Genomic DNA, 26194 nt, shown 5'->3' with positions numbered 1-26194 from the left:
GGGAGCTTTACGTGCGATTTGCGCCTTGAGTCTGAATGTTCAGATTCGCAATCCACTTCGTCCAGACTTAATCAGAGGCTCCTTAGCCGGTTTTAGCTGGTTTGTTGAGTTCGGGGGCGGGTTTGCCGAATAGGTACCCCTGGCCATATTTGAAACCGATGCGCCTGAGACGTTTTGCCGTCAGCTTATCCTCGATACCTTCAGCCACCAGGCGATGGCCAGCGTCAATAATCATTTTGGCGAGATAGATCAGGATCCGCTGTTGCTCCTTGTCGTTGAGCAGCTGGACCAGGCTGATGTCGAATTTGACGATGTCCACTGGCATGGTGGCGAGATATTTAAAGGAGGAGTAGCCGCTGCCAAAGTCATCGAGAGCGATCTCGAAGCCGATGTTTCGCAATCGCTTGAGGTTCTTGGTTGCCAAGTGAAGCTGGGTGATCAGCGCCGTCTCTGTGACTTCCAGCACCAGTTTGTGGCTCCTTACGTAGGGCTGGAAATCCTCCAGCCAGTCGATGATGCCTTCGTCCACCACCGAGGGGGGAGAGAGGTTGATCGAAACCCCGCTGCCGGGTGGGATGCGATTGCTCTCTAAATCGCGAAAGATTGCCTCGATGATCGAGCGGTCAAGATCGGGTTCGAGTCGGCGTGCTTCCACCAGCGGGAAGATATGGGAGGGCATGATCAGCTCATCGCCATGCTGGATACGCACCAAGGCTTCATAGTAGTGGGTCTGTCCGCTCTCCAGATCGACGATCGGTTGGTAGTAGATGTGCAAATCTTTTCCACTGGTCACCGCCTCGTAGACTGCGAGGCGGGTCCAGCTGGAGAAGAGCCCCTGGGTGCTTTTCTCCATCGCTGGGGTGAACAGGGCGATGGAGGATGAGCTGGGCCGCTTGGCGGAGTACATCGCTACATCCGCCTTCCACTGCAGGGATTGCAGTGGATCGTTTTCGAGCCGGTCGGTGTGGGTCAGTCCAATACTGATGCGCACAGGTTCGCGTACCCCAAACTTTTGGAAATTGCTTTGGGCGGTTGCCTGTTCACAGCGTTCGGCAATGCTCAGTGCGGTTTGGGGTGTGCAGTTGATGAGGAAGGTGGCAAATTCATCACCGCCGAGACGAAACAGGCGTTCATTCTTGCGCAGCACGCCTTGGATAGTTTTGGCGATCACTTTCAGTACCTGATCGCCAGCCTGGTGGCCGTAGCTGTCGTTTATCGCCTTGAAATGGTTGATGTCGAATAGCGCTAGGCAGATCGGGGTTCGGCTGTCGGCAAAGATGTCATTGAGTTCCTGCCAGTATTTCTCGAATGCTCGCCGGTTGTGTGCGCCGGTGAGTGGGTCGTGGTGGGCCATTTTCCACAGTTCACGATTTTTCTGGTCAAGGCTCCGGTTAACGTCGTTGAGCCGCATGTGGTAGGCGTTGAGTGATTGCCGGATCTTCTCCAGTTCGGCGATCTGGAATGGTTTACTGAGCGAACTTGGGACAGATTCACCAGGGTTTTCGCGCAACAGATCGATGTGTCGGGAGACTCGCTGGATCGGTTGGCTGAGCAGCCAGATTACGAAGGGGTAGAAGAGCAGGGTGACCAGCCCCATGAGTAATCCAAAATGGACGAAGGCTGATGTCATGATCTTCAGCAAGGTATCGGAAAAAGGGTCTGTGCGCAGATCAAACTCGATCAGGCCCTGCAACTCATGCAGTGGAATCGGGGCCGCGGCTGGCCGTTCAATATGGATCGTTTCTGCGTCGATCTGGCTGAAGCCGCCGGTTCTGAAAAGCTCCGGCAAGAATCGAATCAGGGTGGCGACATAACCCAGTGTTGAGCCCTCCTTGTTGGTGACTGGGGCGTACAGCAGTAGCGAGGGTTTGTTGCCATCAAAGATCAGTGTTGCTGTGTCGGACTTCTCTGGCACCCGTGCTGGCAGCAGTGAGGTGTCGAGTTTGCTTAGTACCTTGCCTTTGGCGTTATAGATGGCTGCATCCTGGGTGTAGTCCGGCAATACTTCTGAGCTGAGTGCTCGGTGTTTATGCCAGTAAGCGTAGAAGTTTGGATTCTGGATCTGCTGCCGCACTTCCTGCCAGCGGGCATACGCTTTGGTGCGGTCAAGAATTTCTCGATAGGCGGCATTGATGGCCCTGCTTAGTTCGACATCTGCTTGAGTGAGTGAGGTGGTCTGGAACTCCTGTCTCAGATGGTCTATCTGCTGCAGGGTAATGATGCTGAGGAGCCCCAGCATAGCCAGGGCGGCAAAGATGAAAAGGGCGAGATAGGCCTTGATGGATGGGGCTTTTTTCGCCATTTTTGGCCTATTTCCTGTTGTTGTTTTCCAGGGCCGCTTCCACGGCTTCTACCAGATCGAATTCGTGTTCGTGATCGAAGAAATGGTTGGCTCCCTCCACTTTGATCAGTTTAACTCGCCTATCTTGCAGTTGTCGGCTCCATTGCGGAGTGATGCGCTGATCGGAGCCACCGATGATAACCGTGGTCGTGGTCTGGATGGTTGCCATCTTCGACAGGATTTTCTGTCTGGACCAGCTGACATAGGAGAGATAGGCGGAGGGGGTGGTCGGGTAAAGCTTACAAAATGCCAGGCCAAAGTTGTCGAGCCTCTGCCCCTGGCCAGCCTTGATCGCGTGTTTGGCGCGTTGGATATCTGCCAGCGTTTCATTGGCAGCTGGACCCTGGCCGAAATGGGTGAGGCTGATCAGAATCGCGGCAGATACTGGCGCATCCGGCTCGGCGCCAAGATAGCCAACCAGCGTGACACTGCCGTCGCTGTGTCCGATGATGATAGCGTTCTGGCCGGTGTGCGTCTTCAGCCATTGGTTCCAGACGCCCACCTCTCGCCTATCCTGATCGAAGGAGTGGGTATGGATTGCTTCGCAGGGCAGACTGGCATTGCGCTGGTCGATACCAAGCGTCAGTGTCGGAGTAAGCACGCTGTATCCACTCTCTGCCAGGGTTTCAGCGAGCCGGCGGACAGTAAAGAACTCCCGGGTTTGCAAAAAACCGTGCAGGATCAGTATCGGCGGGGCGTCGAGATTCCCCTGCCGGAACTCCGCGCTGGCTCGAATCCCTTTGGCCATTTTCAGTTCGATAAGCTCTGCCTTGAGTGGTGCAGTGAATAGGCTCAGCAGAATAATCAGAGCGATGAGGTTTGTCGCATTGTGGGGGGCTGCAGAAGCCATTGTACGCTCGCGGATGTAGTTGGGGTGGCGCTGACAGATGTTAGCTTGGAATAAAGTGGTTCTACTGCTCGATTGTCGGCCGGGCCTGGCTGTGCTTGAGTCGGCAGCGTTCTGGAAGGCGGTGGCTGTTTAGGCTTGTTGTTGATTCCACAAGGTTTTCCTGCATGCTACTATCCGCGCCCTATGCGCCTTTCCGATTTTCGATACGAGCTGCCTGACGAGCTGATTGCCCAGTTTCCCCAGCCCTCGCGAACCGCGTCGCGCCTGCTGTGTCTCGACGGCAGCAGTGGTCGGGTCGTCGACCGGCAGTTTACCCAATTGCCCGACCTGCTGCAGGCTGGCGATCTGCTGGTGTTTAACGATACGCGGGTGATGCGGGCCCGGCTCTATGGACGCAAGGCCTCCGGTGGCAGAGTGGAGCTGCTGATTGAGCGGGTGTTGGCGCCGCAGCGTGTGCTGACTCACGTTCGTGCTAGCAAGTCACCCAAGCCGGGGAGTCGCCTGCTGCTGGGTGAGGCAGATACTGAAGTCGAAGTGGTCGCCCGGGAGGGAGCGCTGTTTGAGCTCTCCCTGGCTGATGGCGATTTCTACCAATTAATGGAGCGGCAGGGGCATATCCCGCTGCCACCCTATATCACCCGTTCCGACCAGGTCTTGGATCAGGAACGCTATCAGACCGTCTACGCACGCAGTGAGGGAGCGGTGGCCGCGCCGACAGCCGGGCTCCATTTTGACCAGCCGCTGCTTGATCGGCTGGCGGCGACCGGGGTCGGAATGGCCCATGTCACCCTGCACGTGGGGGCCGGCACCTTCCAACCGGTGCGTGTCGAGAACCTCGATGAGCACGAGATGCACAGTGAGTACCTTGAGGTGGATGAGGTGGTGTGCGAAAAGATCAGAGAAACCCGTGCCCGCGGGGGGCGGGTCGTGGCGGTGGGTACGACCACCGTGCGCAGCCTGGAGACGGCGAGCGCGGATGGGAATATCCGTCCCTACCGTGGCGATACCCGCCTGTTCATCCGCCCCGGTTACCGCTTCTCCAGTGTCGATGCGATGGTGACCAATTTTCACCTGCCGGAGTCGACCTTGCTGATGCTGGTGTCGGCCTTTTCCGGTTACGACGCGGTGATGGCCGCCTACCGGCATGCGGTCGAGCAGCGCTATCGCTTCTTCAGTTATGGAGATGCGATGTTTCTGACCCCCTCATCAAGCGCCAAGTACGAGTAGGGGGCGGAGCTGAGTCAGTGTCTCGAAAGAAAATTGAGGCAAAAAAAAGCGCGGCAGGGGTGCCGCGCTAAACGTTTCCACCAAAGGAGGATGGAGGAGTGTGGGCTGATTCAGTTAAGAATCAGCACATAATCATCTTCTAATATAATTTATTGGCTGTCAACTAATCCTAGGGAAAACCCTTGCTTTCAGGATATTAAATCCTGTTTGCCCTAAAATTATAGGGCGAAGGTGGCAGCAATTACCAATGTAGAGTCATGTACTTCGAAAAGATCAAAACCGATGGGGCAGCGCGACGCGGCCGGCTGACATTCGAGCGGGGCACCATCGAGACCCCCGCCTTCATGCCAGTCGGCACCTACGGAACCGTCAAGGCGATGACCCCGGAGGAGCTGCAACAGAGCGGCGCCGAGATCATCCTTGGCAACACCTTCCATCTGATGCTCCGACCAGGCACTGACGTAATCCGCAAGCACGGTGATCTGCACGGTTTCACTCACTGGGAGCGACCGATCCTCACTGACTCCGGTGGCTTTCAGGTGTTCAGCCTGGGAAAGATGCGCAAGATCACCGAGCAGGGGGTCGCGTTTCGCTCGCCGGTGGATGGCAGCAAGGTCTTTATGGGGCCGGAGGAGTCGATGCAGGTGCAGCGGGAGCTGGGTTCCGACATCGTGATGATCTTCGATGAGTGCACCCCCTATCCGGCCACACAAGAAGAGGCGCGGGCCTCGATGGAGCTCTCGCTGCGCTGGGCAGAGCGCTCGAAAGTCGCCCACGGCGACAATCCGGCAGCGCTGTTCGGCATCGTCCAGGGTGGAGTCTATGAATCTCTGCGCCAGGCCTCTCTGGATGGGTTGATGGCGATCGGCTTCGACGGCTATGCGGTGGGTGGGCTGTCGGTGGGTGAGCCGCCAGAGGATCGCTGGCGCATCCTCGACTTCCTCGCCGACAAGCTGCCCGCGGATAAACCCCACTATCTGATGGGGGTCGGTACCCCGGAGGATATCGTCGGGGCGGTGCAGCGTGGTATCGACATGTTTGACTGCGTGATGCCGACCCGCAACGCGCGCAATGGCCACCTTTTTACCCATCAGGGGGTGGTGCGGATCCGCAACGCGGTACACCAGTACGATGAGGGGCCCCTCGACCCGCTCTGTGACTGCTACACCTGTCGCAACTACAGTCGCGCCTACCTGCGCCATCTGCAGCGTTGCAACGAGATTCTCGGTCATCGCCTCAACACCATTCACAACCTCCACTACTACCAGTCGCTGATGCGTGGCCTCAGAGAGGCGATCGAGGCTGGCCGGCTGGAGACGTTTGTGGCGGAGTTTTATCGGATGCGCGAGTAAGATACCGGATTCGGGCGACGGCCGTTGGTTTGGCCACTGCATCTTCAATGCTTCTGTGTCATAATCCGCGGCTGATTTTGCCGCCGCCAGGCGATTTGCGGCGGCTATGATGACTTTCCAAAGAAATTAGCGGGAAAAACCATGAGCTTCTTTATTTCCGATGCATTTGCCGAAGGCGCGGCCGGCGCTGGACAGGATCCCCTGATGGGGCTGTTGCCGCTGGTCCTGTTTGGTGTGGTGCTCTACTTCCTTCTGATCCGGCCTCAAGTGAAGCGCCAGAAGGAGCACGGTAAGATGGTCGAGAGTCTCTCCAAGGGGGATGAGATCGCCAGCTCCGGCGGCATCGTCGGTAGGATCACCGGCCTGGGCGATAACTTCATCACCGTGGAGGTCGCCGAAGGCGTCGAGCTGAAGATGCGCCGCCAGGCAGTGGAATCGGTTCTGCCAAAGGGCTCTATCAAGGAGATGTGACGGACCGGCAACCGCCGATCCGTCAGGAGCCTCTGGATGAATTTGTACCATAAGAGTACCGTCCATGATTCGTTCAGAGGCACCTTAGTCAGGAACAGTTCGCCGGTTCTCTCCGGCGTCGCAACAAGCATATCGCGATGAATCAATACCCCCTGTGGAAAAACCTGTTGGTGGTGATCGTGATCCTGGTCGGGGCGCTCTACGCCCTGCCCAACATCTACGATCAGGATCCCTCCATGGAGATCTCCGGCACCCGCCGGGCTCAGATCGATGCCACCACACCGCTGCGTATCAACACGGCGTTGGCAGCTGCCCAGATCACAGCCAAGGCGATAGAGCCGCTCGAAGGCAAATTGCTGGTGCGCTTCAGTAGTTCGGAAGATCAGCTCAAGGCGGTTGAGGTTATCGCTGCAGAACTGGGGGGAGACTTCAATCAGGCACTGACGCTGGCACCCGATCTGCCCGACTGGCTGCGCAGCTTGGGGGCCGAGCCGATGTACCTGGGGCTCGACCTGCGCGGCGGCATTCATGTGCTGATTGACGTCGACATGGAGGCGGCGGTGCAGCAGGCGATGGAGCGTTATGCGGGCGATATCCGCGGCCTGCTGCGCAAGCAGAAGATCCGCTATCTGCGGGTGGCGCGTGAGGGTGATGCGGTATTGGTCAAGTTTCGCGATGCTGCCAAGCGGGATGCGGCAGAGCAGAAGATCCACAGTGAATTCCGTGAGTTGGTGCTGGAGACTCTAGACCGTGGTGCCGACTTTTTTGTGAAGGCTAGCCTCACACCCGCCGAGCGTAGAGGCGTGCAGAAGTTCGCTCTGGAGCAGAACATCACCACCCTGCGCAATCGTGTCGACGCGCTGGGAGTGGCGGAGCCGCTGATTCAGCAGCAGGGCGAGCGGCGCATCGTGGTGCAGCTGCCCGGCGCACAGGATCCGGCCAAGCTGAAGGAGATTCTCGGCGCTACTGCGACCCTGGAGTATCGTCTCGCCGACACCGAACATAGCGTGCAGGATGCGGTCAACGGCCGAGTGCCCCCGGGTTCTAAACTCTATCGGGAGCGTAACGGCCAGCCGGTGTTGCTGAAGAAGTCGGTGATCATCACCGGTAATCAGATCACCGATGCCTCCTCTGGACTCGACCAGCGTGGCGGTGGCCCTATGGTCTCGGTCACCCTGGACGGCGTGGGTGCCAAGCGCATGCGCCGTCTCACCAGCGAGAATGTCGGCAAGCCGATGGCGGTGGTGTTTATCGAGAACCGCACCATCACCCGCATGGTCGACGGCAAGCCGGTCAAGCATAAAGTTAAGGTGGAGGAGGTGATCAGCATCGCCAATATCCTTGAACCTTTCGGTCGGCGCTTTCAAACCACCGGCCTCGACAGTTCGGAAGAGGCCCGAGATCTAGCGCTGCTGCTGCGTGCCGGCGCGCTGGCTGCTCCCATCGAGATCGTCGAGGAGCGCACCATCGGCCCCAGCCTGGGTCAGGACAATATTGACCAGGGCTTTCAGTCAGTGGTGATCGGCCTGGTCTTGGTGATGGTCTTCATGGCGGTCTACTATCGCGTCTTCGGTCTGGTGGCGGACCTTGCGTTGGTGATGAATCTGGTGCTGATCATCTCGGTGCTCTCCATGTTGCAGGCCACCCTGACCCTGCCAGGCATCGCCGGCATTGTGCTTACCGTGGGTATGGCGGTGGACGCCAACGTGCTGATCTTTGAGCGTATTCGCGAGGAGATTAAGATCGGTAACTCGCCCCAGGCGAGCATCCAGGCCGGTTATGGCAAGGCACTCTCCACCATCCTGGATGCCAATATCACTACCCTGATCGCGGCGGTGGTGCTGTTCAGCTTCGGTACCGGCCCGATCAAGGGCTTCGCGGTGACCCTGGCAATCGGTATCCTTACCTCCATGTTCACCGCGATCATCGGCACCCGGGCCCTGATCAACCTGATCTATGGCGGTCGCCGGGTCAAAGAGCTGGCGGTGTAACAGGAAGCAACGACCATGCAGATATTCAATAAGACATCCAAGTTCAATTTCATGGGTGGGCGCAAGCTGGCCTCCGGTCTCTCCGCGGCGGTTATCCTGGTGGCGCTGGTTTCAGTGTTCGCCAGGGGGCTGAATCTGGGTATCGACTTTACCGGCGGTACCCTGGTTGAGGTGGGCTATGCGCAGCCTGTCGAGCTTCCAGCGGTGCGCAAGTCGCTGGTTGAAGGTGGTTTCGACGACGCCACGGTGCAGCATTTTGGCACCTCCCGCGACGTGCTGGTGCGTCTCGCCCCGCGTGACGGGGTGGAAAGCGCGGTGGTCAGCGACCAGGCGTTTGCCGCGATGCAGCGTGCCACCGAAGGTAAAGCTGAGCTGCGCCGGGTGGAGTTTGTCGGTCCCCAGGTGGGTGACGAGCTGACCGAGGATGGCGGTCTGGCGATGCTCTATGCCCTGATCTGTATCCTGCTCTATGTTGGCATCCGTTTCGAGTACCGCTTTGCTATGGGCGCGGTGATCGCGTTGGTGCACGACGTGATCGTCACTATCGGCATCTTCTCCCTGTTCCAGGTGGAGTTCGATCTGCCGGTGCTGGCAGCGGTATTGGCAGTGATCGGCTACTCGCTCAACGACACCATCGTGGTCTACGACCGGATCCGCGAGAACTTCCGTAAGATGCGTAAGGGTACGCCGATCGAGATCATCAACGCCTCCCTTAATCAGACCCTGGCGCGTACCCTGGTGACCTCCTTGACCACCCTGCTGGTGCTGATCGCACTGTTCCTGTTCGGTGGCGAGATCATCCACGGCTTCGCCCTGGCGCTGATCGTCGGCGTGGTAGTCGGTACCTACTCCTCCATCTATGTGGCGAGCAGCGCAATCATCATGATGGGCATCAGCAAGGAAGATCTGATGCCGGTGGAGAAGGAGGGTGCCGAGCTGGACGAGCGGCCCTGAGTGACGCTAGCCACTTCTGCCGGGCGCGGTTCCTAGGGGGATGGCGCTCTGGCCCTCCCGTATCCTTCTGTAGGGTTGGTTTTGAACAGCCCAAAGCAAATGATCAGCCCAGCCTTCGATACAGCACATGCGGTTGATAAGATCCTCTGTGGATCTATGTCAAAGCGGGGCTAAAACAGGTTGTTTGGGGATAGCCTTTCAAGGTGATGAGCAAAACGCCCTCACCTCTGAATGTCATATGGAAAACTTTGCAGCGACTTCCTTTAAGTTAGTAGCAAGGCGGGCTTGGTCCTTGCTAGCGGTGGCTGTGTGGCTGGCACCATCCGCTGTTTGAGAGGCAAGGTTATTGATGGAGACCACCCTCTGGTTGATCTCTTCTGCGACAGTACCCTGCTGTTCCACGGCAGTGGCAATCTGGACGTTCATCTCTTTGATATGTTCAACAGCTTGAATAATCCCGCTAAGCGTTGCCCCCGCATTCACGACTTTTTCTACGCTGTTTTCCGCCTTTTTTTGGCCTTTCTCCATGGCATCAACAGCCTCCTTGGCACCTTGCTGAAGCCGTTCGATGATTTGCTGAATCTCCTGGGTAGACTCTTGAGTTCTTCCAGCCAGAGTGCGTACCTCATCAGCAACAACCGCAAAACCACGGCCCTGTTCACCCGCTCGAGCCGCTTCAATTGCGGCATTCAGTGCCAGCAGATTGGTTTGTTCTGCTATGCTACGAATGACATCCAGAACTGTACTGATTGAGTCGCTCTCATCTTCTAGTTTGTGGATGACAATCGATACATTTTGTACTTCACTGGCAAGGTCATTTGTTGCTTTAACAGCCTCAGCAACAACCTCCCGCCCTTTAGCCGCCTCATCATTGGCCTGCTGAGCAGCCTGTTCTGCTAGATTGGCGTTTTTCGCCATTTCATGTGTGGTGCTAGCCATCTCATTCATTGCAGTGGCAACTTGCGTAGTTTCACTCTGTTGCCTTTCCACTCCTTGATTGGTCTGCATCGAAACAGCCGAAAGGCTTTCAGCGCCGGATGAAAGTTCTTCACTGGATCTATGTATATTAGCGATGAGGCCACCAATATTGTTTGCAAGTTCATTGAAGTCATGGGCTAGTATGGAAAATTCGTCTTTTCCCTTGTAATCCATGCGAGTTGAGATGTCTCCCTGAGCAAATCTACGCATCGATTCCGTTGCCATGGCCAATGGACGATTAACTCGACGCAGCACGATAAAGCTAATAAAAATCAAAACGACCAGCGCGACTGATGCCGTTACTAATAAGATTGTGCGGCTGCTGCTGATCACGCGATATCCCTGTTCTTCTGCTTCTGCCTGTATCTTGTCTACAGCTTTCACCAGTGTATTGAGCGCCTGCTCCATGGAAGTCCCTGCCGATTGCATATCGGTGAGTGCTGACCGCATCTCTTTGGAAAGTCGCAGGCTTTTTCTTCGCAGGGTCAGAATGGAGATTTTTTCATTGATGAGCGTTTCCACCAGTCGATCAAATTCTTTGTTCAGCTGCTTGATAAGATCATTCAGTTCCTTATTATCGGATGATTCCTCATCAACTTTGACAATAGACTCCTTTGTGGCCTGGATGACCTGAGCAAGCTGGTTCTCTTTGATGCTGGTTAGGATATCGGGATTACTCTCCAACATAAATTGCCGACCCAAGCCACCCATGATGGCAACACCGGTTCGGATGCTTGAGCTTTCTTGTTGCAGGTTTGAGGAACGCCCCAACAGGCTAGCTGATACCTGATCACGAAACTGGAAAGCAGTTTCCGCATCTTGATCCCCAATTTCATTTATATCCTGAAAATCCTGGATCTTTTTGTATAGTTTTCGGATACGTCGTTTAGCTCGCTTGTTGGAGAAGTTGATTTTTCCTGCAATGCTTTCGGCTGTTTGTTGGATAATCTGTATTGCCGAGTCCATCTTGGTCACGAAATCTGCCTGTTCCTGGTTGATTTGAAGAGTTGCCTTCTTTTTCTCAAATAAAGTGTTGCCTGCATTTATAAAATCTTCATACGTTTTTTCAAGTGCAGTGAGAGACTCTTTTATAGTGATATCATTCCCCGCCGCATTTTTTGCACTGGCCATTGCGGAAGCGAATATATTTTCCATCGCGCCATGGTTTTTCAGGCTCATCAACTTCTCTAAGGAATTGGTACTGATAATCTTTGACTGGTGACTAAAAACACCTGTAATCGTATTCTTGATATCATAGTTTGCAGTCTGCAGCGGTATTGCTTTTCCAGCTATTTTCTGCTGGTTATCCGAAATGCTTTGGTAAGCGGTCAGGGATGTAAGGACCTGAATCAAAACAACCGCTACGGCAGTAACAACCCAGATTATCAAGAGCCCTTTGATCGTGATGTTGAGCTTTTTCATCGTTGCGTCCTTGATGCGGAACGAGCAATCAAAAGAGTATAGGGAGAAGTTATTACCTCTCCCGTTTCTGGTTTCAGAGCTCAGACCAGTTGAAGGCGACAAACTTGCCGTGCTTGATCATGGTCGGCCATATTTTATGGCTTGCTTGATGTTTGGTTTTGCTAAAGCCAACCTTGCTACCGATATCAACATTGGGAGAATTTAGGGACTCCAGCCCATCTACGATGCTCTCTCTGTTAGGGTTGGAACCAGCATTTTTCATACCTTCCACAAACAGCTTGGCTACCAGATAACCCTCTAGTGAGACGAATCCCGGCTCCACACTGGCGTTATAGTCATTGAGGGCTTCACGATATTCCTTGACAGTGGCATGGCCGGAATCGAAGTGTGGAACCACCTGAGTTACGATGACGCCATCACCCTTGTCGCCCAAAGCCTTGGCCAGGGCGGTGCTTCCGACAAAGGAAACATTAAGAAACTTGGTGTCAGGGAGGTATTCCTTGGCCATCTTGATGAACTTGGCGCAGGGAGCGTAGGCTCCCACCATGATGATCGCCTTGGGTGTGATTTCAACATCGAGGAAGGTTCCCAAGCCATCTTCCACATTCAGAGTGTTGCGCGTGTAGCGACCGTGGGCCAGTTTTTCAGGATTCGCTACGCCTTTTGCCTTAAGTGCCTTCATCGCCCCTTTGTAGCCAGCATCACCATACCCGTCATTCTGGGTGAAGAAGGCGATCTCTTCAGGCTTGATGCCAGAGGAGAGAAGACCATCGATCATCGCAGATGTTTCTTCCGCATAGCTTGCGCGATAGTTGATGATATAGCGGTCAGGTGGCGTCTTGCGCAATACGCCGGCGCCAGTAAAGGCACCGAATAGCAGCGTCTTTTTCTCGTTGGCGATCGGTACACTGACAATGGCGGTGGGTGTTCCCACATTACCCATAACAGCAAGCACCTTCTCCTCATCGATCAGTTTGCGCATGTTCGGGGCCGCCCTGGCTGGCTCATAGCCATCATCCAGCGCGACTAGTTTCAGGGTGTTGCCATTGATTTCTGATTTGTTGACTTGATTGAAATAGGCTTCGATGCCCAGTTTCATGCCCTGTCCCAAGGCCTGAGCCGGTCCAGCCAAGGCTGTGGACATACCCACCTTGATCTCAGCAGCCTGAGTGACAGAAACACCCAATGTGCAGATAATCAGTGCAGTAATGGTGGTTTTGCGGAAATAAGAAAGAATTTGTGTGTTCATTTCAGCCCCTTTTGTGAAAACTCCTTGTAGCGGCTCAACAAAATGGGAGTGCGAGATGGGCCCCGAGATTAAGTAATGAATGTGCCAAACCTGCTACTAAATGCAGGTATCGGCCATGGTTAAAAAATCTTTATTGTCTATCAGGGGATTAAAATCACCGGCTAAAGACGGTGAGCTTTAGCAGCGAAAATAAGCTGACAGATAAGAGGGAAGGCGGTATGGACTACATATATGGCAGCCTGATGTGGTAAGGGTTTTCCGGATATAAAATCAGAGATAGTAAATTAAATTATGTAGCTGCTCATAGATCAATACCTGAAGTGGCCCACAAAAATACTGGACAGGGGTATAAAATTTGACTCGCTAATGAGAGAGATGAGATGAGCAAGAAACGAAAGCAGTACAGTGCAGATTTCAAGGCCAAGGTAGTGTTTTTATCCTGTGGGAAATAGAAACGAGGGCAGAGCTGGCAATCCGCTATGGGCTACACTCGACCTAAATCAATCAATGGAAGCGATAAGCACTGGAGAATCTGGCTGAGCTGTTTGAGCGAGGTAGCATAAATCAGGGCCCTTCGACCTTATCGGTCAACTGACGGTGGAATGCGATTTTTTAGCCGGAAAGCTCGGTTACTGAGCCTCAAGGATAAACACCAGATGATTGAGTACCATCCAGAGTTGAGTATCAATCAGTAATGCCAGCTACTGAATATCAGCCGTTCCACCCACAGTTATTGCCCATGCCACAGGATAGTGATGGTCTAGGGATAATGCGCCTGCGCGATGAGTAATACATGAGAACGCCATTGTTTGGGTCACAGAGTATGGTGACGTACCTTAGGTGGTAGGCACCTCATCAATCGCAAGCAGATTCGCCGGCTTATGCAGCATATGGGTTGGCCTCCATTACCCCAACCTTTAATACCAGCCGAAGACACCCACAGCACAAAATGGGTATCAGTAAGGAGGATCTAATGCCGCTGGAGAAAGAGGGCGCCGAGCTGGATGAACGCTCTTGAGCGATGTGCTGCTAGGCACTTGTTCCGGCAGAGGGTTGTTCCGAGATGGTTTCCGAAGGGGAGGCTCTGAGCAGACCAAGGCGAACGGCCAGTCGTTCCAGCAGCAGTATTCCACCTGCAAGAAGATAAAATTTGATAGCTGGATCGCCCGCCTTGCTTAGCCAGAGGTAGTGGAGCAGGCTGGCGATCACTGCTAGATGTACCAGCTGGTGGAGTTGTTGCCAGTTGTGCTTGAGGCGGCGCATCATGGCGTTGCTGGAGGTGATGGCCAGCGGTAACAGCAGTATCAGGCTGGTGAATCCTGCGGCGATGAAGGGACGCTCTTGCAGCTCGTAACCGACCTCCTCGAGACTGAACCCCAGTTCCAGCCAGAAGTAGATGAGAAAGTGGCTACTGGCATAGAAAAAGGCGAGCAGTCCCAGTGCCCGGCGCAGTCCCATCAGCCAGTTCCAGTCCGACAGGCGGTGACCATAGTCTGCTGCAAGAGCGATCATGCCCCGCGAGCACCAGCGCCGTAACGGGCTGACCGCATAGATCAACAGTAGAAAGATCAATGCCCACTCGCCTGTGCTGTGAATCAGCCGCTCAAAGCCATTGATGCCAAGGCTGTCGCTCAGGAACTCCCAGAGCAGTCTGATGGAGGGTAGCAGCGCAAGAAGGATCAGGCTCCGCTTGAGTAGAAGGCTGTTTTGGTTGGCGAGGCGAGCGGGATTGAATCGTAGGACCGGCATGACACGGCTGTTCCTCAAAAGTGTTGCGACAGATCCATACCGCTGTAGAGCGATGCTACCTGTTCTGCGTAGCCATTGAAGGGCAGGGTCCGGCGCTTTTGCAGTTCGCCGATGCGGTTTTCCCGTCGTTGACTCCAACGGGGGTGGGGGACTGCGGGGTTCACATTGGCATAGAAACCGTACTCGGAAGGTGCTGCCTGTTGCCAGCTGGAGAGAGGCTGCTGTTCGCTCAGACGGATGCGCACGATCGCCTTGACACTTTTGAAACCATATTTCCAGGGTACCACCAGTCGTAGCGGGGCACCGTTCTGATTCGGCAGTGGGGCGCCGTAAAGCCCAGTGGCGATGATGGCCAACGGGTGCATTGCCTCATCGATACGCAGGCCGTCGCGGAACGGCCATTCGAGCACTGGTCGGCGCTGCCCGATCATCTCTGAAGGACGCTCCACGCTGATGAGTTCCACATATTTGGCGCGGGAGGTGGGGCGGACAAGCTTCAGCAGATGGCAGAGTGGGAAGCCGTTCCAGGGGATCACCATCGACCAACCCTCGACACAGCGCATGCGGTAGATGCGCTCTTCCGTTGGCCAGCGTGAGAGCAGTTCGTCGAGTTCGAGTGTCAGTGGCTGTTCGACCTCACCATCCACCTGCAGCGTCCAGGGGCGTGGGTTGAACTCCTGAGCGAGCAGGTGGATCACCTCTTTGTTGTTGGAGAACTCGTAGTAGTTGTTGTAGCGAGTGACAGATTTCAGGGGGGTTAATGTGTCGGTTTTGTTCAAGCTGGCAGGTTGGGCGAGTTCGCAGTCGTTGCCGGCTCTGCTGCCAATCAGGGGCAGCAGCCCGACGACTCCTGTTGCGGTCAGCTGCTGGATAAAATGCCGGCGTGATTTCCAGACCGCAGGAGGAGTGATCTCCGATGGTTTGGGTTGATTGAACTTGAAAACCATAGTGGTAATTCAGCCTCCTTGTTCTTGCAACTGAAGGGTGTTCAGTTGGGTCCTGCTCAATATCTGCGCAGGGTTTTGATGTACTGAATCACCGACTGCAGTTCGGGCTCAGAGAGCTCGTCGCCCCAGGGTGGCATACGATAGGAACGGCTCATTTTTTCACCACCTTTGCTGATTATCTGATGTAGGTACTCATCAGGGGCTCGGCTCAGGGTCAGATTAAAGGGTGGTGGATTTTTGATGATCTTTGCCATGCGGCCATTGCCTTCGCCTGTTTTGCCATGGCAGATGGCACAACGTCCCTGGTAGATGTTGCTGCCGAGTTTGAGTGAGATGCTTTTACTCGATTCGAGCTTGCGCAACATGGCAACCGCCTGCTCTGTCTCTGTGTGCAGATATTGTACGAACATGACCACCGACTCGATCTCTGTCCAGGTCAACTCGTCTCCCCAGGGGGGAGAGTAGTCGTGCATCGCCTTCTTGCTGCCGCCCCAGATCACAATCTCTTGTAGACTTTTTTTGTCCACGCCATAGCGGGGTTCCATCAGATTGGTCTTGGGGTAGTTTTTTAATGCAAGGGGCAGTACCCCCTCACCCATTCCTACATCGCCATGACACAGGGAGCAGCGCTCCTGGAAGACTCTTGCGCCCTTGTCCAGGTTGGGCTCGGTCTGATTGCCTGCCAGGGCTGCGCTGGTGACTGCCAGGCTGCCGGCAAACAGCAGCGCTGAAGCGGATAAGGTTCGCATGGCCTGCTCACTTCTCAACGATGATGTCCATATACATGTTTGGATGAATTGCACACTCGACAGGGATCTTGCCCGCTTTGTCGAACACGACGCTGCGGAACTCGCCCTTTGGATAGGAACCCAGATCGAATGTTTTTAGATCGGAGAGGCTGTAGACATTGTGGAAGAAAGGATCCTGGTTGGTGAATTTGACACTGTCACCAACCTTGATACGCAACTCCTTTGCGGTAAATGCCTTGTTCTTCTGGCCCACTTCGTGCTCTGCAGCGACTGCGGGCAGGGTGTTGATCAGCAATATGCTGGCAATGGGTAGGACGAATTTTTTCATCGCGTGTTCCTCTTGCGAATGGGTTGTTTTTGCTGTCTGGAGCTCAGTGCTTCCAGGCTTTATCTGTACTATTCAAGCGGTAGGAGCGGCAGTTTGAAGGGTTTCTGCGGGGTGGTCAGTGCCTTCAGGAAGGCAACGATCGCCTCCATTTCCTGCTGGTTCAGCTTCAAGGCTTTGATGTTGGGTGAGAGATCCTGCTTTACCTCGCCACCACGGTTATAATGCTGCACCGCCTCCATCAGGGTGCTGGAGCTGCCATCGTGAAAGTAGGGCGCCGAGAGTTCGATGTCTCTCAGGGTCGGGGTCTTGAAAGCCCCTTTGAGGATGCGTATTGGCTTCTGTGCATAGCGCCCCATATCCGGATTCTCTTTTCCGTAGGAGGCCAGGCCCACATTGTGGAAGCCGTTATCGGTGAAGTTAGGCGCTGAGTGGCAGACTTCACAGTTGCCTTTGTCAGGATCGATAAAAAGCTTGAAGCCCTGCACCTGTTGAACGCTCATGGCGTTGGTATCCCCCTTGACCCAACGATCGAAGGCGGAGTTGTTGCTGATGATGGTGCGCTCGAAGGCGGCGATTGCCTTGCCCGCGGTGGTCGCGTCGACCGGCTCTCCCGGGTAGGCTTCGGCGAAGGCTTCACGATAGCCATTGTTGTTGAGCAGTCGCTTCAGGGCGATCATGTCGGTGTTCATCTCGACCGTGGCTTCCATCGGGCCAGTGGCCTGATCCTCCAGGGATTTTTTTCGGCCATCCCACATCTGCAGAGAGTTGAATGCGGTGTTGGTGATCACCGGGGAGGCGCGGCCTAAGACCTGACTTTTGAATCCCTTGGCGGTTGGCAGCCCATCTGACCAACCGAGCATCGGACTATGACAGGTGGCGCAGGACATGTTGCCGTCGCGGCCGATGCGGGGATCAAAATAGAGCTGCTTGCCGAGTGCGATGCGCGCCGGGCTGGGTTTATTATCAGCCGGATAGGGTGGTTCGTCCGGCAGCAGCCACTCCTGCAGGCTTGGGTGGCCGGGTTGCGCAACATATTTGCTGTCGGCGCTGGCCGTGCTGATGGTGATCAGGCTGCCCAGCAACAGGCTCAGCGGCAGCAGTGTGGGTTTTACCAGTAATTGACTCAGTTTCATGTTGTTACCTTTCTTTGGTGGCGCCCTGATGAGGTGTCCGCAGGTTTAGGGGCCGTGCTACAGGGTGAATTGTCGAACGGTGGACTGCAGTTCTTCAGCGCTGTTTGTGAGACTGGAGGAGGAGGCACGTAGACTCTCTGCGTTGCTATTGGAGGATTCAGACAACTGCACGAGTTCGCCGAGAGCGGAGGTAATACCGGAGACGGCGTTCTGTTGCTCGGTCATTAGATCAACCACTTGATGCATGACCTGTTGCAGATCACGGGCCTGCTCACTGCCCTGGCTGGAACTGGCAGCAATCTCTTGTAGGTCGTTGATGTGGTTGCGTGCATCTTTCAGGGCGGTGCCAAGAGCGCTGACGGTAGAATCGACACTGGAAGAGATGGTATCCGCCATCTGCTGGATCTGTTCGGTGGCCTCCCGGGTATTGGTGGCGAGATGACGCACCTCATCGGCGACCACTGCAAAGCCTCGTCCATGATCCCCGGCTCGCGCCGCTTCGATGGCGGCGTTGAGGGCCAGCAGATTGGTCTGCTCCGAGATATTGTTGACGGTGCCAACCACTGAGGTGATCGTCTCCGCTGCCTGTGCCAGCTTGCGGGTAGTCTCCACCGTGCCTTCCATCTCCTGCTGAAAACGCTCGAAGGTTGTGACCATCTCCAGCATCTGATTGGCCGCTGCTGCAGCGGACTGGGCGGTGGATTGCGCGTTGTTGGCGGCCACGTTGAGCTGGGCGGTGGCATTGTCGGTGGCGGTTGAGACCACTGAGGTATCCGACTGGATACGCTGTACCCCCTGATGCAGTTTTTGTGAGACCGCAAAGGCATCCGATGCAGAGGTGTTGAGGTGCTCGGCCTCCTGTGACAGCCGCGAAGAGTTAGTGTGCAACCCGGAGATGATGTTGTGCAGTTTTTTTATGGTGGTCTGCAGTGCGCTGAGGGTCTGGCCGGTTTCATCCCTGCCATAGGCGTTCACCTGGATGCTGAGATCACCCGATGCCAGTGCATCGATGGCCTTGGCGGTGTGGAGCAGCGGCCGGGTGAGCAGATTGGCGGCGATAATGCTGATCAATAGGCCGATGCCAAAGGCAATCGCAAGTCCGATCCCGATACTGATCAGGATGGTGCGGCTCGCGGTGATGCTCTGTTGCATACCCTGTAGCAGAGTCTCGCGTTCTGTTGTCACCAGTTCGTCCGACAGACCGGCGATCTTCTTTATCGAGGCCTGGACCGACTGCATCTTGCCAAAGGCCTCCTGGTCCTTGTTGGCTTTACCTAACTTGATGATCTGGATTTCTACCGGGCGGATACTCTTGAGTTCTGCGGCAAGCTCGCTCACCTTTGGCTGATCAGGCAGCTTCTGCTCCAGCAGCTGGATGTTCTCATCGAGGATGGCGGCAGCGCGGATCATGCCGATGGCGTTTTTACGGATTTGCCCCGCCTCTTCGGCTGCAATCAGCTCCGCCTTGGCGCGCGCCATATCCAAGACTGCGTTACGGGCGTTGGTTGCCGCGTCAAGCCGCTCTAGTGCCAGGCTGACCGTGCTCTGGGTGGCGTGGTTTTGTCGATCAATGAGGAATCCGGCGATCAATGCGGTAACACCGAAGATAACGATGAATGACATAATCAGGCCGATGATCTTTGCCTTCCAGGGGATGTTTGAAAGCAATTTATCGAGTGAATTCATCGCAAGAAACCTCAGGGATTCTGGTCGCTAAAACAGGAATCGGCTTACTTGGTTAGAACTTTAGATTCTACTGTGGGGCCGCTGATCAACGATTCTGCGCAGGAAATGAGAGGGATAAGGGGTAGAAATTCAGACTGCGATCTTGCGGAAGCAGGCAGGATAGATGATCTCTGCGGTTGAATCGCTCGCAGTGCTGTGAGGTTCCTGGCAGGGATGCGTCACCTTTTCGATAGAGATGATCTCAACCGGAAAGGGGTTGGCGCTAAAAGCGCTCTGCAGCGAGGTATCCTGGAGGCTGTCGAGCACATCCCGCATGATCAGTTCCAGCGCCTGATCACTGAGAGGGGGATCAAACTCATTGTTTCGCGCCATGATAAAGCCCGCTGGTTACTGGTTGCTTGAGTTAACTCCGGTAACGGTATCGGGCGGGAATTCTTGAGCCGGGCAGGGTTGGCTCGGGAAGTGGGTTAACACGCTTGCCGAAGTGTGGCGGCTGCGGCGTGGTGGTAGATCAGGCGTTCAGCTTGTCATCCAGATGGGGGCGGATCTTGCGCAGCATAGCGTTATGCACCTTGATGCCGCCGGCGATCACGTTGCCGGTTTCGAGGTAGCGCTCACCGCCGCCGATGTCGGTGACCATGCCGCCGGCCTCGCGCACCAGCAGGGCGCCGGCGGCAAAATCCCATTCGGAGAGCCCCAGCTCCCAGAAGCCGTCGAGCCGGCCTGCCGCCACATAGGCAAAATCGAGCGCGGCTGAGCCGGGGCGGCGCACGCCGGCGGTCTCTTCGATCAGCTCATTGAGCATCCCCATGTACTGATCGCGGAAGCGGAAGTCCCGATAGGGCAGGCCGGTGCCGAGTAGTGCGCCCTTCAGTCCTTTGCGGTTGCTGACCCGCAGCTTGCGATCATTGAGCAGTGCGCCGGAACCGCGACTAGTGGTGAACATCTCGTCGCGGAGTGGGTCGTAGACCACGCCCAGTTCCAGCCGCCCCTTGTGCTTCATCGCGATGGAGATGGCGAACTGGGGGAAGCCGTGGAGATAGTTTGTGGTGCCATCCAGCGGGTCGATCACCCACTGGTAGTCATCGCCGGCGTGCGTGCCGCTCTCCTCGGCGAGGATCGCGTGGTTGGGATATTTTTCCCGCAGCACCTCGATGATCACCTGTTCCGCGTTGCGGTCGACCTCGGAGACAAACTCGTTGCGCCCTTTCTCGGAGATGTTCAGGACATCGGCCCGCTCGTAGTAGCGGAGCAGGACCTTGGATGCCTCACGGGCGGCGCGTACAGCTATGGTTACCATCGGATTCATGGGCGGCGAGGATACAGCAAGCGTGCTGGAGGATAAAGAGCGAGTGCCTTCAAGTTGGCGGCGATAGCCGGCTTTGGTAGGCTGCCGTGCCATGTTGAAAAATATTCGCATTGTGCTGGTCGAGACCAGCCATCCGGGCAATATCGGTGCGGTGGCCAGGGCAATGAAAAATATGTGCCTGAGCCGCCTCTGCCTGGTGGCGCCAAAACGTTATCCGAGCGAAGAGGCGGTGGCGCGTGCCTCTGGCGCTCAGGATCTGCTCGATGCGGCGGAGATCTTCGATGACCTGGATTCGGCTCTGCAGGGTTGTCGGCTGGTGATCGGCACCAGCGCCCGGGAACGCTCAGTCGCCTGGGCGGTGTTGAACCCCCGCGAGTGCGGTGGCCAGGTGATCGAAGAGGCGGCGGTGGGTGAGGTGGCGCTGGTGTTTGGTCGCGAGAACTCCGGCCTGAGCAATGAGGAGCTGGATCGCTGCAATCTGTTGGTGCATATCCCAACCAATAGCGACTACAGCTCCCTCAACCTGGGCGCCGCGGTACAGCTGCTCGCCTATGAGGTCTATCTCGCCTCGCTGGAGGAGGCGGATAAGCCGCTGCGTGCCCCCAGAGAGGTGGCCAGCGCCGAGATGCTGGAGGGCTTTTACACCCATCTCGCCCAGGCATTGGAGGATATCGGCTTCGCTGACCCGCGCCAGTCCGACAAACTGCTGCGCCGCCTGCGCGCGTTGTTCCATCGCGCCCGCCCTGACCGGGATGAGATCAATATTCTGCGTGGCATCCTCAGCGCCGCCCAGGGGCGCAAATCAATGCGCCGCTGAGGCTCCTAGGCCCAGATTCATTTAACGGCTTCTTAGAGTCCGAGCCTGTCGCAGAGCCTCAGGGTCGGTTCCGACTGGTTCATAGTATAGAAGTGGAGCCCTGGTGCGCCGCCCTCCAGCAGACGGCGGCAGAGTTCCGTGACCACCTCGAGACCGAAGGCGCGGATGCTCTCCAGGTCATCGCTAAAACCCTCTAGCCGTTTGCGAATCCAGCGCGGGATCTCGGTGCCGCAGGCATCGGAGAAACGCACCAGACTGCTGTAGTTGGTGATCGGCATGATGCCGGGGATGATCGGGATCTCAACACCTAGTCGGCTGCACTCGTCCACGAAGCGGAAGTAGGCGTCCGGGTTGTAGAAATACTGGGTGATGGCGCTATCGGCGCCGGCATCCACCTTGCGTTTAAAGTTGGCCAGATCGGTCTCCGGGTTGGGTGCCTGAGGATGAAACTCGGGGTAGGCCGCCACCTCGATGCGGAATTGATCGCTGAAACGCTCGCGGATCAGGCTGACCAGTTCGTTGGCGTAGTTGAGCTCCCCCAAGGCGCCAAGACCGGCGCCGGAGGGTAGGTCGCCGCGTAGCGCGACGATGCGGTTTACCCCCTGATCCCGGTAGTGCTGCAGGATCGCCACCGTCTCCTCGACGCTGGCGCCGATGCAGGAGAGGTGGGGGGCGGTCTCTATGCCCTGTTCGCGCAGCCAGTCGACGCTGGCAAAGGTACGCTCCTGGGTGGAACCGCCGGCCCCGTAGGTGACCGAGAAGTACTCAGGTTTGGCCTGGTTGAGCTGGCTGATAGTGCGCTTGAGGTTTTCGAAACCCTGCCCCGTCTTGGGCGGGAAGAGTTCGAAGCTAATCGATGGCGCTGTTTTTGTCTGGGATGTCATCGATGACTCCTGCCAAACGGCGACGTCCCGGCCTGCTCCCACCGCTGTAAAACGGGGTGAGGTGGTCCGGGCCGTCGCCTATCGGATTGAAGGATCAGTAGCGGTAGTGATCGGCCTTGTAGGGACCTTCCACGGGAACGCCGATGTAGTCGGCCTGCTCCTGGGTCAGCACGGTCAGCTTGGCGCCGATCTTATCCAGATGCAGACGGGCCACCTCTTCGTCCAGCTTCTTCGGCAGGATGTAGACGCCGATCGGGTACTCTTCGGGCTTGGTGAACAGCTCGATCTGCGCCAGCACTTGGTTGGTGAAGGAGTTGGACATGACAAAGCTGGGGTGGCCGGTGGCGCAGCCCAGGTTCACCAGACGGCCCTCGGCCAGCATGATAATGCGTTTACCGTCAGGGAAGATGATGTGGTCGACCTGCGGCTTAATGTTCTCCCACTCATACTTCTGTACGCCGGCGATGTCGATCTCATTGTCGAAGTGGCCGATGTTGCAGACGATGGCCTGATCTTTCATGGCGGCCATATGGTCGTGGGTGATGATGTCCTTGTTGCCGGTGGTGGTGACGTAGATGTCGGCCACCGGCAGCGCATCTTCTATGGTGACCACCCGGTAGCCTTCCATCGCCGCCTGCAGGGCGCAGATCGGATCGATCTCGGTGATCCATACGTTGGCGCCGAGACCGCGCAGGGACTGGGCCGAGCCCTTGCCCACGTCGCCGTAGCCGCAGACCACGGCGACCTTGCCGGCGATCATCACGTCGGTGGCGCGCTTGATGCCGTCCACCAGTGACTCGCGGCAGCCGTAGAGGTTGTCGAACTTGGACTTGGTGACTGAGTCGTTGACGTTCATACCGGGGAACAGCAGTTCGCCTGCTTCGACCATCTGGTAGAGACGATGCACGCCGGTGGTGGTCTCTTCGGTGACGCCGCGGATCGATTCGGCCATGCGATTGTAGCGGGTCGGGTCTTCTGCCAGTGAGCGCTTTAGTACGCTCAGGATGACCTTCCACTCGTCCGCGTCGTCATCCTTGGGCTCTGGGACGCCTTCGGCAGCGAATTTCACGCCATTGTGTACCAGCAGGGTGGCGTCGCCACCATCGTCCAGGATCATGTTGGGTTCCTGGTCGCCAGGCCAGTTGATGACCTGCTCGGTGCACCACCAGTACTCTTCCAGGGTCTCGCCCTTCCAGGCGTAGACCGGGATGCCAGCGGCGGCGATGGCGGCGGCGGCGTGGTCCTGGGTGGAGAAGATGTTGCAGGAACACCAGCGCACTTGGGCACCGAGCTCCACCAGGGTCTCGATCAGTACTGCGGTCTGGATGGTCATGTGTAGGGAGCCGGTGATGCGGGCACCGGTCAGTGGCTTGGATTCGCCGTACTTCTCACGCAGTGCCATCAGACCTGGCATCTCGGTCTCGGCGATGCGCATCTCTTTGCGGCCCCAATCGGCCAGGGACATGTCAGCGACTTTGTAGTCAGTAAACTCACTCATGGTAATCAACTCCTGAATATCGTGAGTGAGCGCGGTTTTTTACGATTTTTTCCTTCGCTCCGAGCCTGGCGGGCGTTGTTGCCCGTTGCAGCGCTCCTCGGAGGAGAGGATGTGTGATTTTGAATTTTTCTGGCCGGGGTCGGAGTCGATCCGGCGAGTAACTAGGTTAATCGTATGGTATTATCTCGTATCGACTCCGACCCCCTTATCTTGACTGGGCCTTAAAGCCCCGCGTCGTTTTTCAGTACCACCGCCTTGTCGGTATTCTCCCAGGTGAAGCCCTCGTTCTCGCGGCCGAAGTGGCCGTAGGCGGCGGTCTTGCGGTACTTGATCTGCGCTGCGTTGAGTAGGTCGAGCATCTTTAGAATGCCGTAGGGTCGCAGGTCGAAGTGTTTGTGTACCAGTTCGATGATCTTCTCGTCGGCAATCTTGCCGGTGCCGAAGGTGTCGAGCATGATCGAGGTTGGCTTGGCCACGCCGATGGCGTAGGAGACCTGGATTTCACAGCGCTCGGCGAGGCCGGCGGCGACGATGTTCTTGGCGACATAGCGGCCGGCATAGGCGGCGGAGCGGTCGACCTTGGAGGGGTCCTTGCCGGAGAAGGCGCCGCCGCCGTGCCGCGCCGCGCCGCCGTAGGTGTCGACGATGATCTTGCGGCCAGTGAGGCCGGCGTCACCCATCGGGCCGCCGATCACGAACTTGCCGGTGGGGTTGATGTGGATGTTGGTGTCGCTGGTCAGCAGGCCGGTGGGTTCCAGTACCGGCTTGACGATGACGTCCAGCACCGCGTCGCGAAGGGCCGCTTCGCTTAGCACATCGGCATGCTGGGTGGAGAGCACCACCGCGTCGATGCTGACTGGCTTGCCATCCTTGTAGTGGAAGCTGACCTGGCTTTTGGCATCGGGGCGCAGCCAGTCGAGCTCGCCGCTCTTGCGCACCTCAGATTGGCGCTCCACCAGGCGGTGGGCGTACTGGATCGGGGCCGGCATCAGCACGTCGGTCTCGTTGGTGGCATAGCCGAACATGATGCCCTGGTCGCCGGCGCCCTGGTCCTCGGGGCGGGAGCGGTCGACACCCTGGTTGATGTCGGGGGACTGTACGCCGATGGCGGTCATCACTGCGCAGGTCTCCCAGTCGAACCCCATCTCGGAGCTATTGTAGCCGATCTCCTTGATAGTCTGGCGCATGATCGCTTCGTAATCGGGCTTGGCGGTAGTGGTGATCTCGCCAGCGATCATCACCATGCCGGTCTTGAACAGGGTCTCACAGGCGACTCGGGCGTGGGGGTCTTCTGCCAGGATGGCGTCGAGGATGGCATCCGATACCTGATCGGACATTTTGTCGGGGTGCCCCTCTGAGACAGATTCGGAGGTGAAGATATATTCACTGGCCATGGTATTTATTTCCGTGCTTGGTCCTTCGGGGGAAGGTGAAAGAAATGCTGGACCCGCGCCTAGGTAGTGTGGCTATCCCTGGTCAAAGGCGGCGATTTTACACCTGGTTTTGCTTTTTGCATAATGCCGGCCGGAATTTCAATCAACTACTCACAGGGTTGCAAGAGCATGGTATCACTGCAAACGCCGGTATGTGATTTTGGTCACGGGGCGCCCGAATTCAGTTTGCCTGGTGTCGATGGCAGAGTATGGTCGCTCGGCGAATGCCGGGGTGAGAAGGGCCTTCTGGTCATGTTCATCTGCAATCACTGCCCCTATGTGAAGGCGATCCGCGACCGCATCGTGCGCGACGCCAGGGAGCTGAAGAGTCTGGGCGTGAATTCGGTGGCGATTATGTCGAACGATCCCAGCGAATATCCGGAGGACTCTTTTGAGAATATGCAGCGTGTCGCGGAGGAGTTCGACTTCCCTTTCCCCTATCTGCTAGACCAGACTCAGGCGGTGGCCAAGGCCTATGGTGCGGTCTGCACCCCGGATTTCTTTGGCTACAACGCCAGCCTTGAGTTGCAGTATCGTGGGCGTCTTGATGAAAGCCGCAAGCAGGCGGCGGCAGCCGATGTGCGGCGCGACTTGTTTGAGGCGATGAAGCAGGTGGCGGAGACTGCCCAGGGCCCACAGCAGCAGATTCCGAGCATGGGGTGCTCGATCAAGTGGCTTGACGAGTGATTTCCGGGACAGGGCGGTTTGTTGACTGGAGGTCGAAATAAAAAACCAATAATGAGTATTGGAGTTTTCATCAGCATTCTTTATCGCACCTATAAGGGCTTCTTCTTTGCCCAGACATTTTTGTTGGGGCAGAATAGCT

The 26194-nt window shown here is 56.5% G+C and carries 22 protein-coding genes and 1 riboswitch; of the genes, 7 read left to right on the top strand and 15 right to left on the bottom strand.

Going from position 1 to position 26194, the window contains the following annotated elements; genetic code table 11:
• Window positions 1-82: 82 nt before the first annotated feature.
• Complete coding sequence (locus tag L0Y14_RS13070) at window positions 83-2302, bottom strand: putative bifunctional diguanylate cyclase/phosphodiesterase (RefSeq protein WP_251859207.1); 2220 nt, start codon at window positions 2300-2302, stop codon at window positions 83-85.
• Window positions 2303-2309: 7 nt separating this feature from the next.
• A complete protein-coding gene (locus L0Y14_RS13065; protein ID WP_006474838.1) occupies window positions 2310-3191 on the bottom strand; it encodes an alpha/beta hydrolase in 882 nt (293 codons plus the stop codon).
• 183 nt (window positions 3192-3374) lie between these two features.
• On the opposite strand from L0Y14_RS13065, the gene queA reads away from it, so the two are divergent.
• The 5 genes from queA to secF all read left to right on the top strand — a co-directional run bounded on the left by queA (window position 3375) and on the right by secF (window position 9186).
• Window positions 3375-4418 (top strand): tRNA preQ1(34) S-adenosylmethionine ribosyltransferase-isomerase QueA, encoded by a 1044-nt coding sequence (gene queA / locus L0Y14_RS13060; RefSeq protein ID WP_006474837.1) that lies wholly within the window; start codon window positions 3375-3377, stop codon window positions 4416-4418.
• Window positions 4419-4675: 257 nt separating this feature from the next.
• Window positions 4676-5770, top strand: coding sequence for a tRNA guanosine(34) transglycosylase Tgt (gene tgt, locus L0Y14_RS13055; RefSeq protein ID WP_006474836.1), 1095 nt, complete (start codon window positions 4676-4678; stop codon window positions 5768-5770).
• Between the two features lie 141 nt (window positions 5771-5911).
• Entirely contained in the window at window positions 5912-6241 is a 330-nt protein-coding gene (yajC, locus tag L0Y14_RS13050; protein ID WP_005963882.1) for a preprotein translocase subunit YajC, read from the top strand.
• A gap of 137 nt (window positions 6242-6378) precedes the next feature.
• Window positions 6379-8232: a protein translocase subunit SecD gene (gene secD / locus L0Y14_RS13045; protein WP_006474835.1), complete on the top strand. Its 1854-nt coding sequence runs from the start codon at window positions 6379-6381 to the stop codon at window positions 8230-8232.
• 15 nt (window positions 8233-8247) lie between these two features.
• Window positions 8248-9186, top strand: coding sequence for a protein translocase subunit SecF (gene secF / locus L0Y14_RS13040; RefSeq protein ID WP_005963876.1), 939 nt, complete (start codon window positions 8248-8250; stop codon window positions 9184-9186).
• A gap of 234 nt (window positions 9187-9420) precedes the next feature.
• Here the strand turns inward: secF and L0Y14_RS13035 are convergent, their stop codons facing one another.
• The 10 genes from L0Y14_RS13035 to L0Y14_RS12990 all read right to left on the bottom strand — a co-directional run bounded on the left by L0Y14_RS13035 (window position 9421) and on the right by L0Y14_RS12990 (window position 20736).
• The gene (locus L0Y14_RS13035; RefSeq protein ID WP_006474834.1) at window positions 9421-11586 is read right to left on the bottom strand and encodes a methyl-accepting chemotaxis protein; all 2166 of its coding nucleotides are present in this window, start codon (window positions 11584-11586) and stop codon (window positions 9421-9423) included.
• A 73-nt stretch (window positions 11587-11659) separates the two neighbouring features.
• On the bottom strand, window positions 11660-12835 hold the full coding sequence (locus L0Y14_RS13030) for an ABC transporter substrate-binding protein (protein WP_083825151.1): 1176 nt from the start codon (window positions 12833-12835) through the stop codon (window positions 11660-11662).
• Window positions 12836-13864: 1029 nt separating this feature from the next.
• Window positions 13865-14584 (bottom strand): protein-methionine-sulfoxide reductase heme-binding subunit MsrQ, encoded by a 720-nt coding sequence (locus L0Y14_RS13025; RefSeq protein ID WP_006474832.1) that lies wholly within the window; start codon window positions 14582-14584, stop codon window positions 13865-13867.
• A gap of 14 nt (window positions 14585-14598) precedes the next feature.
• Complete coding sequence (gene msrP, locus L0Y14_RS13020) at window positions 14599-15531, bottom strand: protein-methionine-sulfoxide reductase catalytic subunit MsrP (protein ID WP_006474831.1); 933 nt, start codon at window positions 15529-15531, stop codon at window positions 14599-14601.
• A 56-nt stretch (window positions 15532-15587) separates the two neighbouring features.
• Window positions 15588-16280: a c-type cytochrome gene (locus L0Y14_RS13015; protein WP_006474830.1), complete on the bottom strand. Its 693-nt coding sequence runs from the start codon at window positions 16278-16280 to the stop codon at window positions 15588-15590.
• Between the two features lie 7 nt (window positions 16281-16287).
• The gene (locus tag L0Y14_RS13010) at window positions 16288-16608 is read right to left on the bottom strand and encodes a plastocyanin/azurin family copper-binding protein (RefSeq protein ID WP_005963854.1); all 321 of its coding nucleotides are present in this window, start codon (window positions 16606-16608) and stop codon (window positions 16288-16290) included.
• A 68-nt stretch (window positions 16609-16676) separates the two neighbouring features.
• Window positions 16677-17741, bottom strand: coding sequence for a cytochrome-c peroxidase (locus L0Y14_RS13005; RefSeq protein WP_006474829.1), 1065 nt, complete (start codon window positions 17739-17741; stop codon window positions 16677-16679).
• A gap of 57 nt (window positions 17742-17798) precedes the next feature.
• Window positions 17799-19427 (bottom strand): methyl-accepting chemotaxis protein, encoded by a 1629-nt coding sequence (locus L0Y14_RS13000; RefSeq protein WP_005963848.1) that lies wholly within the window; start codon window positions 19425-19427, stop codon window positions 17799-17801.
• A gap of 129 nt (window positions 19428-19556) precedes the next feature.
• Entirely contained in the window at window positions 19557-19799 is a 243-nt protein-coding gene (locus L0Y14_RS12995; RefSeq protein WP_005963845.1) for a hypothetical protein, read from the bottom strand.
• A gap of 139 nt (window positions 19800-19938) precedes the next feature.
• Complete coding sequence (locus tag L0Y14_RS12990) at window positions 19939-20736, bottom strand: inositol monophosphatase family protein (protein ID WP_039960277.1); 798 nt, start codon at window positions 20734-20736, stop codon at window positions 19939-19941.
• A 91-nt stretch (window positions 20737-20827) separates the two neighbouring features.
• On the opposite strand from L0Y14_RS12990, the gene trmJ reads away from it, so the two are divergent.
• On the top strand, window positions 20828-21553 hold the full coding sequence (trmJ, locus tag L0Y14_RS12985) for a tRNA (cytosine(32)/uridine(32)-2'-O)-methyltransferase TrmJ (RefSeq protein WP_006474826.1): 726 nt from the start codon (window positions 20828-20830) through the stop codon (window positions 21551-21553).
• Between the two features lie 32 nt (window positions 21554-21585).
• Here the strand turns inward: trmJ and metF are convergent, their stop codons facing one another.
• The 3 genes from metF to metK form a co-directional block, all read right to left on the bottom strand.
• On the bottom strand, window positions 21586-22437 hold the full coding sequence (metF, locus tag L0Y14_RS12980; RefSeq protein WP_006474825.1) for a methylenetetrahydrofolate reductase [NAD(P)H]: 852 nt from the start codon (window positions 22435-22437) through the stop codon (window positions 21586-21588).
• Window positions 22438-22531: 94 nt separating this feature from the next.
• A complete protein-coding gene (gene ahcY, locus L0Y14_RS12975) occupies window positions 22532-23935 on the bottom strand; it encodes an adenosylhomocysteinase (RefSeq protein ID WP_006474824.1) in 1404 nt (467 codons plus the stop codon).
• Between the two features lie 20 nt (window positions 23936-23955).
• Window positions 23956-24040: riboswitch (S-adenosyl-L-homocysteine riboswitch) on the bottom strand.
• A gap of 116 nt (window positions 24041-24156) precedes the next feature.
• Window positions 24157-25329 carry a methionine adenosyltransferase gene (gene metK / locus L0Y14_RS12970; RefSeq protein WP_005965611.1) on the bottom strand — a complete coding sequence of 391 codons (1173 nt, stop codon included), beginning with the start codon at window positions 25327-25329 and terminating at the stop codon, window positions 24157-24159.
• Between the two features lie 168 nt (window positions 25330-25497).
• Here metK and L0Y14_RS12965 point away from each other — a divergent pair, with 168 nt between their 5' ends.
• The gene (locus L0Y14_RS12965) at window positions 25498-26055 is read left to right on the top strand and encodes a thioredoxin family protein (protein ID WP_039960513.1); all 558 of its coding nucleotides are present in this window, start codon (window positions 25498-25500) and stop codon (window positions 26053-26055) included.
• Window positions 26056-26194: the final 139 nt, after the last annotated feature.

The sequence above is a fragment of the Candidatus Endoriftia persephonae genome (genome assembly GCF_023733635.1).
In the GTDB taxonomy this organism is placed as follows: domain Bacteria; phylum Pseudomonadota; class Gammaproteobacteria; order Chromatiales; family Chromatiaceae; genus Endoriftia; species Endoriftia persephonae.
Note: the sequence above shows the minus strand (reverse complement) of the source record. Positions and strands in the feature narration are given on the sequence as shown.

Coding starts and splice junctions, on each gene's coding strand:
- L0Y14_RS13070 (WP_251859207.1), bottom strand. CDS start 2,302: ATGGCGAAAAAAGCCCCATCCATCAAGGCCTATCTCGCCCTTTTCATC.
- L0Y14_RS13065 (WP_006474838.1), bottom strand. CDS start 3,191: ATGGCTTCTGCAGCCCCCCACAATGCGACAAACCTCATCGCTCTGATT.
- queA (WP_006474837.1), top strand. CDS start 3,375: ATGCGCCTTTCCGATTTTCGATACGAGCTGCCTGACGAGCTGATTGCC.
- tgt (WP_006474836.1), top strand. CDS start 4,676: ATGTACTTCGAAAAGATCAAAACCGATGGGGCAGCGCGACGCGGCCGG.
- yajC (WP_005963882.1), top strand. CDS start 5,912: ATGAGCTTCTTTATTTCCGATGCATTTGCCGAAGGCGCGGCCGGCGCT.
- secD (WP_006474835.1), top strand. CDS start 6,379: ATGAATCAATACCCCCTGTGGAAAAACCTGTTGGTGGTGATCGTGATC.
- secF (WP_005963876.1), top strand. CDS start 8,248: ATGCAGATATTCAATAAGACATCCAAGTTCAATTTCATGGGTGGGCGC.
- L0Y14_RS13035 (WP_006474834.1), bottom strand. CDS start 11,586: ATGAAAAAGCTCAACATCACGATCAAAGGGCTCTTGATAATCTGGGTT.
- L0Y14_RS13030 (WP_083825151.1), bottom strand. CDS start 12,835: ATGAACACACAAATTCTTTCTTATTTCCGCAAAACCACCATTACTGCA.
- L0Y14_RS13025 (WP_006474832.1), bottom strand. CDS start 14,584: ATGCCGGTCCTACGATTCAATCCCGCTCGCCTCGCCAACCAAAACAGC.
- msrP (WP_006474831.1), bottom strand. CDS start 15,531: ATGGTTTTCAAGTTCAATCAACCCAAACCATCGGAGATCACTCCTCCT.
- L0Y14_RS13015 (WP_006474830.1), bottom strand. CDS start 16,280: ATGCGAACCTTATCCGCTTCAGCGCTGCTGTTTGCCGGCAGCCTGGCA.
- L0Y14_RS13010 (WP_005963854.1), bottom strand. CDS start 16,608: ATGAAAAAATTCGTCCTACCCATTGCCAGCATATTGCTGATCAACACC.
- L0Y14_RS13005 (WP_006474829.1), bottom strand. CDS start 17,741: ATGAAACTGAGTCAATTACTGGTAAAACCCACACTGCTGCCGCTGAGC.
- L0Y14_RS13000 (WP_005963848.1), bottom strand. CDS start 19,427: ATGAATTCACTCGATAAATTGCTTTCAAACATCCCCTGGAAGGCAAAG.
- L0Y14_RS12995 (WP_005963845.1), bottom strand. CDS start 19,799: ATGGCGCGAAACAATGAGTTTGATCCCCCTCTCAGTGATCAGGCGCTG.
- L0Y14_RS12990 (WP_039960277.1), bottom strand. CDS start 20,736: ATGAATCCGATGGTAACCATAGCTGTACGCGCCGCCCGTGAGGCATCC.
- trmJ (WP_006474826.1), top strand. CDS start 20,828: ATGTTGAAAAATATTCGCATTGTGCTGGTCGAGACCAGCCATCCGGGC.
- metF (WP_006474825.1), bottom strand. CDS start 22,437: ATGACATCCCAGACAAAAACAGCGCCATCGATTAGCTTCGAACTCTTC.
- ahcY (WP_006474824.1), bottom strand. CDS start 23,935: ATGAGTGAGTTTACTGACTACAAAGTCGCTGACATGTCCCTGGCCGAT.
- metK (WP_005965611.1), bottom strand. CDS start 25,329: ATGGCCAGTGAATATATCTTCACCTCCGAATCTGTCTCAGAGGGGCAC.
- L0Y14_RS12965 (WP_039960513.1), top strand. CDS start 25,498: ATGGTATCACTGCAAACGCCGGTATGTGATTTTGGTCACGGGGCGCCC.